We start from the raw sequence: 7,187 nt of genomic DNA, 5'->3' as shown, positions 1-7,187 counted from the left end.
GAACGAGGAAAGTCTTATCAAGCTAGGTTTTTAGGACTTGTGTGTACACCGTAGCGCCTAAAAGCGGGGGGAGTGTCAATCTAACCATATTCCTTATCTTTTCGTTACATATATATAAATTTTTCAGCCGACTTACTTAGTACTTTGTAGAGACGTTACATATTAACGTCCCTACAAAGGATATGCGGGCATTTATTGTCTTAAGCGAAGCGTATTGAGACGCGAACAAGATGCTCTTACCACAACAAAGGCTACATTTGTTCCTGTTGACCACCGCCTAACATACTGTCAGCAACACCACCTAACATACTTCCAGCCATTCCTCCCAGCGGACCTAACATTCCGCCAAGCATTCCACCAAGGCCTGATAAACCTCCACCACCTTGCTGCTGACCGCCACCGCCACCACCCATCATACCGCCCAAGGCTCCTAACCCACCCATTAACAAGGGTAAGAAGCACTGTACGGGTTCGGTACTATTCTGGATTGGTGGGATTGTCTTGAAGTTATCAGTTGCACCGGGAACCTTGACTTGCTCACCTTTTGCAGCTTTCGCTCCTAAGTTATCTGCCTCTGCTTCTAAACTGTGGTCAGCATTGATCGGAGCACCTTTACTTTGATGCGGTACAGCTACTCGTCCGGCTCGTTGTTGTACTACATGGGTGAGTTCGTGTCCTAACAGCGCTTGCCCTGATGCGCTTTCGGGGCTATATTGTCCTGGGGCAAAGTGAACATTGTTGCCTTGGGTAAACGCTAAAGCACCTATTGATTTGGCTTGAGGACTGTCTGTATGGATGTTGACATCGCCAAAACTACTGCCAAAAGAATTTTCCATTTTTGACCTAACTGGTGCAGGCATGGAACTGCGAGAACCAGAGGATGAGCTATGGTTAGCCTGGTTTTGTTTTGAAGGTTGAGCGGTTTGCTCTGACTTCATTTGGCTAATACTGTGACCAAAGCGTTTTGCCTGTTTGAGTTGGGTGTTTAAGTCTGATTTCTGGGTATGAGTATCTGACTTGTTTTGCACGGCAAACCCACGACCTTCAAACTGATTATCTAGGGTTGCTGTATTTGTTGAGGTAGACTTTTTTTGAAGTAGTGTTTGAGTACTCATAGTTTCGCTACTTGGTATAAATGTTTTACTTATACTCTGATTTGAGTTCTTGAAAGCGGAAATTCTTGTAAAATATTTTAGTTTAGTTGGAAAGTAGTTACAACTACAATGAATTATATCTTGATTTATGGTAAACCTTGCTACAAAGTTAGACTTTAGTCTATGTTTCCATGTTGGATTATTTTAATTGCTGTTTTAGTATGGGAAGTATTTTAGTATGTATCGCCGAATTTGCGATCGCGACCAAAAAAAACATAAAAAAATGTCATCACCCTCAACTACTCTAGATTGGGGAATGTCTCAAGTGCGCCCATTTACGATGCAATTAAAAGCGCGATCGTTGCACTTACCAGACTTAAAAACATCCTTAAGTCAGGCAGAACGTTATGGTCATCACCTCGATAAAATTCAGCCTGCTACTATTGCCACTAGTACACCAATACAAATGCTCTCTGCTTCAGAAGAGGAGCAAAATAAGCTAATGTCGGGTGTGGATTTAGGGATAAGTAAATCAACTGGAAATAAAGATGTGGTGGATAGAGTTTTGCATGTCAAAAATCAGTTAACAAAATTGGCTCATAGTCATAATAAAGATATAAATATTAATTCCAAAGAACACTTTGGTTATAAAGTAACTACTAGCCCAACAGAAACATCTACATCAAAAAATAAAGAAAAAGACAAAAATTATGATGAGCATTTAACATCATCGACAAAACATCAGGTTTCGGAAAACAAATCAGCAGAAGATACCTCGCTTTCACAAGATCCAGAAGTAACAAGATTGTTAAATAAGGAGACTAAGAATAATTTACCAGGATCGAGTGTTGCTCCAGGGAAAAAACAAGAGAGCTTTATCGCTGCTCCTTCTATATATAATGAGAAGAAAAATACTAAAGATCCCAAAGCAGGAACTCGCGGTCAATTTTTAGCTAAAAAAGAAGCGATAGATATATTAAGCGATCGCAAGGGATTTGCTGCCACTCAGCTTGCAGTTAAAAAAGTTTCTGGTGGAGATACTGTTAAGTCTGAAAGCAGTACAGCTAAAGATAATCAGGATCAGGTGAAATTGAAAAATGCTGCTGAATTGGTTCGTGACCAAGTAATAAATGAAGATAGAGAAGTAAAGGAACACCTTCGAGGAAATTTTAATTTAGAGCCAGATATTGTTGCAAAAGAAGGTGGAGAAGAGTTGATATTACAGAAAATGTCATGAAAAACCAAGATTATCGGCTTCACAGTCAAAGGAAAAACAACCAAAGTCTTTCATCGGTTTCTTCTAGCACTCCAGTTTCAGGAATATTTGAGTCGCGTCCGTTCATAGTACAGCAGAAACAGCAAGGAAGTTCACAGCAACCTGACTTGAAGGCATCGCTGATGGGGGCAGAACGTTACGGTCATCACCTCGCACGAATTCAGTCTGCTGGTCTTTCCACAACCCTGGAGCAGACTCATGTGGTGCAGCAGAAAGGGAAAGCCGACCTGACAGTTATGTCTGACACAGCAAGAAACGATGGTGTAATCCAGATGGGTAGAAAGAGAAAGAAAGGAGATGAAAGTGATGAGGAGTACGTCCCCCCCTCAGCCAAGCAGCGTCCGAGATGGAACTTTCCTAAGAGCACGCGCAGTTCGGTGTACGAAAAGACGGCGCACAAACGAAAACGCGGGAATAGTAAATATGAGGAGATATACACGTGTAGGCCGTGCCGTAGGCCATTGGCGGGCATAACGAAATCCGGGGAATTTCAGCCAGCTAAGTTTAATTTTAAGAGTAAGAACAAAGGAACGTTAAAATCCCAACAATCGGGAGCATTGGATCACCATCCTGCATGGGCAGGACGACACGATTCATTGGTCAAAGCGAATGCAACTAATGAACAGATAAGAAAGGATCACGATGATCCGGCAAGACTGCGTGCTATGTGCAAGAAATGCAACGAAAGCCACAAATATGAGGGGACTAAAGTCAGTGATTATGAAAGTGACTCCGATGACTTAGGATACATGACACCCGATGACGAACCCCTTAATAAGGGAAATTACAAAGAATTCCGCTACGACAAAGTGTAGCGACTGTGTTAAAAGTCAAGCGGTCACTAAAGTATAATGGTTGATTTAGTGCGATCGCCTGCTATCGGAGATTTCACCAATCACAGTTATGATTGAGCGATCGCACTACAATCTCAACGATCGCTTTGTTTGGTTCGAGTTTGGTTGGTGCTGTACTTTCAGCGCTAACGCACCCTACAATGATATTTTTGACGAAGGAAAACTAATCTACGAGCGATCGCACTGTTAATTTGAAGTTGGTTTAGAATGTAGCTAGGTATAAGAAAACTATGAATTACACAAAAAAATAGTTATTCCAACCGAAACAAAGTTTAGGGAAGCAATCCTTGGCAAAAATAGAATATTTTTCTACTTTATGGTAAGCGTATCATAATGACTAGCCGACTACATAATACTAAAACGAAAAAATCTTCCGATACATGGTCTTTTTCAAATGCAGTATCGCAAGCTGACGCATTTAATTCGCGTCCGTTTGTCATGCAGACTAAAACCACAAACGCAAATAATACACACCAAACTGATTTAAAAACATCTTTGAAGCGAGCAGAAAAGTATGGACACAACCCCAATCAAATACTGTCTGCTGATATTTCATCAAATGCAACACCTATACAGCCAAAGATGGGAATGGAGCAGTCGCAGGTAATTCAAGCTGCATTCAAATTGCCCAAATTGAAATTGCCCTGGAAAAAAAAGAAGACCAACACTCCAGTGGCACAAACCCCATCGGCTCCTGCTCCACCAGATTGGAGTAATCTTGCACAAAATGAATTTAAACCAGGAGATAAGCTCTATGGTATAGCTAGTGCCAGACCACAAGGGGCTGTGAAAAATGCAGCAGCAAATAAAGCTAACGTTATAGATCAGTTAAACAATCAGTTTCTCGGAACTTCATTCATCGGTCCTAATAGTAAACAGTATGGTGAAACCGCAAAAAATAATCCAACAGATCCAGCGGGTAAGCAATGGATGGATATTGCCTCTTACGGAAAGCCGAACAAAATGGTGAAAGAAGCAACAACAGAACAAAAAAATGAAGCAGTAGAATACAAAACATGGTTGGAGAAGCATCCGAAGTATAGTCCAACCACAACAGATGTGAGAGGAGAACCATTATCTAGTCCCTTTAGACAATGGGATAGGACAAAGAAATCAAGTAAAGCAGGGCTAGAATATACAACAAAAGAGAAACAAAACAACGTACACTTTGTGTTAGATGGTCTTAACCAAAAAGCAGTAGTTAATAAATTAGATCATAAAACTATGGGGTCAGAGCAGAAAATAAATCCTAAAACAGGAGATTCGCAACAATCAATAACAGCATCAGAATTAAGGTCTTTGTATAGAAAACAAGGCGATCAAGATATGATGAAGAACACTCAATTTTGGGAGGCTGGACAAAAAGTTGATGCTCCGTGGAAAACTAATCCAGCATTATGGGCTAATTACAAACCTAAATCATGGCAAAAGCGATTCGACCCCACGTTAAACCCTCTTTCATCACCAGAATATGCAAACTTTATAAATTCATGATGGTTGCTTTTTGACTACATCACAGAGGAATAGGATTCAAAGATTCCGCGCTTTGGAGTGTTTGAGAAAGGCGATGTTTGTTTGTACTGATTTCTACTTTGCTTAACCTGAGTTCGGGTTAAGCAGGTTGAGATAAAAGCCACTCTATCTGAAGACTGGGTTTCTTAGGTTGATGGCAATAAGCAATTAATCCGCACAGAACGTTAATCACACTCACCCGTTAACTTTTTTTGCCCAAAATCAAACCCACCCCTTAACCTCAGTATCCGTGAGTGTCTTCTCTAATTTAATATACTCGCTCTTAGCTGCCTGCAATATATAATTCATCGTGATCGCGCTCTCTGCATCTGCGGCTAAAAACGCTGCATTCATGGCAATACTACGAATATTACCTCCTGCTACACTCAATTGTCCCAACTTCTGATAGTCCAATCCTTCTGTGGGTGTCGCTTTGGGAAAAATCCGTCGCCAAATTTCTGCCCGTTGAGTGGAATCTGGAAATGGAAACTGGATAATAAAGCGGATACGACGCAGAAATGCTTGGTCTAATGAACTTTTCAAATTAGTTGTTAACACTGATAACCCGCCGTAACTCTCCATTCTTTGTAAGAGGTAACTCACTTCAACATTAGAATGGCGATCGTTGGAATCCTTGACTTCAGTGCGCTTACCAAACAAAGCATCGGCTTCATCAAAAAGTAAGATCACACCTCCCAACTCTGCTGCATCAAATACCCTACCCAGATTCTTTTCCGTCTCCCCAATATACTTACTAATTACTGCACTTAAATCAATACGGTATAAATCCAATCGCAACTCCTGAGCGAGTACTTCTGCTGCCATTGTCTTACCTGTACCGCTAATACCAGCAAATAATGCACTAATTCCCAATCCTCGCTTGCTTTTACCTCCAAATCCCCACTGATCATATACTTTTGCTCGCTGTTTGACTTGGAGGGCAACATCTCTAATAACTTGTAACTGCGATTTCGGTAATACCAAATCTTCCCAATCAGCAACCGAATCAATCCGTTGTGCTAAATCATCTAATTTCGGACGGGCTTGGGCGCGGCAAGTATCCCAGAGAAGATGGTTGAAATCGCCAGTAACTTCTGACTCCTTTGCTTGCTGCCACTGGACACAGACTTGCGAACAGACAGCTTGAATCACAGGAACACTGAGATTAAATTGAGACACTAAATTACTAACTTGAGCATTCATCGATTCCGATGTTCCATTCAATGCCTGCTCCCAGATAGTATACTGTTCAGGAGTTGTAGGGCGTTTGATATCAAAAACTAGCGCAGGTCTTAAACGCGATCGCCTGCGTTCGGTAGTGGTAATAATTATCGGAGAACGCATCCATTCGCACAAATATGTAATCGTGGATTCTTTATTTGCGTCTACCCCTTCCAAATCATCGCAGTCAATCAACAGCGCGTAATTAGCTAAAAGCACTTCCCGTTCCCAAAGTTGCTTAAACTTGTTGATTTCACTGGGGGTTGTTGGTAAAGCGTGTGCCGCGATTACACACAAATTTAGCTCCAAATAGTGACAAGCAACAGCTGCGATCGGACGTTTGCCAGCAACTTCATTGCCACATAATTGCAATATTGGCAATTTGAGAAAATCATAAATATCTACCCACCAAGCAGCTGTCATTTTTTCCATCAACTGCAAGTGAGATGAAACCAAGTCTTCTGTAACTACTACAGGTTCCACCATTCCCAACAAACGTTGATCTAGATGCTGCACCCCAATTAAATAATGTAATATTCGCTCATCAATCCGTAGAGGACTGCTCATCAACTCACTTCCCGAACCCACTTCGATCAATTGCCATCTGCGTAATGCACCTGCGGGAGTAAAAGCACTCCAATGCAAACCTTCTAGCACTGTCATCGCTAAACCAAAAGTAGGGTAGGTACGCTGTTCATTCCCAGAAGCAGCAGCGCAAAGTATGGAAAAGCTGGCATCTAGTTCCACACCAGCACACAACAGCAGTAAATTACGTTCAAAATTACTTAAATTAAAAGTGACACAGAGTCTATCTAAAGCAGACGTTTCTCTAGGTGTAATCGAGTTATCTATTAGAGAATCGTCTATTAGATTTTTTGCTATAGAACTTTCCTCATGTGTAATATCCTCCTCCAGCAAACTTGGGTCAGCGTGCTTCACCAAAATCTCCCTGAGTTTACCCAAGGCTACCGTCATATACGTATAATTATCAACGTTCTGATGGCTAGTGGTCGTTGCATCCATTGTTAAATATTTTCCTACTAACTTGTAGTCTGTGCCAAATTGTTTAATGGTAAAAAGTATTACCATAAACGTGCGGAACTAAGAAAGAGAAGATTCGATATATTTAGTTTTGGTGCTAACCCTGAGAATCAATCACATAGACTACTAGTACTGCAAAGTTCGTAGTAAGAACTCCAGTCTTCACTCTAGATAATCATAAAAGAAAAT

General features: G+C 41.1%; 6 protein-coding genes and 1 pseudogene. 4 read left to right on the top strand and 3 right to left on the bottom strand.

Features of this window, described 5'->3' with window-relative positions; genetic code table 11:
* Positions 1 to 251 precede the first annotated feature (251 nt).
* The gene (locus VB740_RS27115) at positions 252 to 1,115 is read right to left on the bottom strand and encodes a DUF4157 domain-containing protein (RefSeq protein WP_323202952.1); all 864 of its coding nucleotides are present in this window, start codon (positions 1,113 to 1,115) and stop codon (positions 252 to 254) included.
* Between the two features lie 217 nt (positions 1,116 to 1,332).
* On the opposite strand from VB740_RS27115, the gene VB740_RS27110 reads away from it, so the two are divergent.
* The 4 genes from VB740_RS27110 to VB740_RS27095 all read left to right on the top strand — a co-directional run bounded on the left by VB740_RS27110 (position 1,333) and on the right by VB740_RS27095 (position 4,718).
* Positions 1,333 to 2,331: a hypothetical protein gene (locus VB740_RS27110; protein WP_323202951.1), complete on the top strand. Its 999-nt coding sequence runs from the start codon at positions 1,333 to 1,335 to the stop codon at positions 2,329 to 2,331.
* Positions 2,328 to 3,185, top strand: a complete 858-nt coding sequence (locus tag VB740_RS27105) for a GH-E family nuclease (RefSeq protein WP_323202950.1) — start codon at positions 2,328 to 2,330, stop codon at positions 3,183 to 3,185. Before VB740_RS27110 ends, VB740_RS27105 begins: the two co-directional genes overlap by 4 nt.
* 88 nt (positions 3,186 to 3,273) lie before the next feature.
* Complete coding sequence (locus VB740_RS27100; RefSeq protein WP_323202949.1) at positions 3,274 to 3,414, top strand: hypothetical protein; 141 nt, start codon at positions 3,274 to 3,276, stop codon at positions 3,412 to 3,414.
* A gap of 143 nt (positions 3,415 to 3,557) precedes the next feature.
* The gene (locus tag VB740_RS27095) at positions 3,558 to 4,718 is read left to right on the top strand and encodes a hypothetical protein (RefSeq protein WP_323202948.1); all 1,161 of its coding nucleotides are present in this window, start codon (positions 3,558 to 3,560) and stop codon (positions 4,716 to 4,718) included.
* 118 nt (positions 4,719 to 4,836) lie between these two features.
* On the opposite strand, the pseudogene VB740_RS36875 reads toward VB740_RS27095, so the two are convergent.
* Both VB740_RS36875 and VB740_RS27090 read right to left on the bottom strand, forming a co-directional pair.
* Positions 4,837 to 4,926: pseudogene (locus VB740_RS36875) on the bottom strand (IS982 family transposase); the annotation flags it as partial.
* A 32-nt stretch (positions 4,927 to 4,958) separates the two neighbouring features.
* Positions 4,959 to 7,046, bottom strand: coding sequence for an ATP-binding protein (locus tag VB740_RS27090; RefSeq protein WP_323202947.1), 2,088 nt, complete (start codon positions 7,044 to 7,046; stop codon positions 4,959 to 4,961).
* Positions 7,047 to 7,187 lie beyond the last annotated feature (141 nt).

The organism is Nostoc sp. UHCC 0251, from assembly GCF_034932245.1.
Classification (GTDB): Bacteria; Cyanobacteriota; Cyanobacteriia; order Cyanobacteriales; family Nostocaceae; genus Nostoc.
The sequence above is the reverse complement of the archived record's forward strand: the minus strand, read 5'-3'. Positions and strand labels throughout refer to the sequence as shown.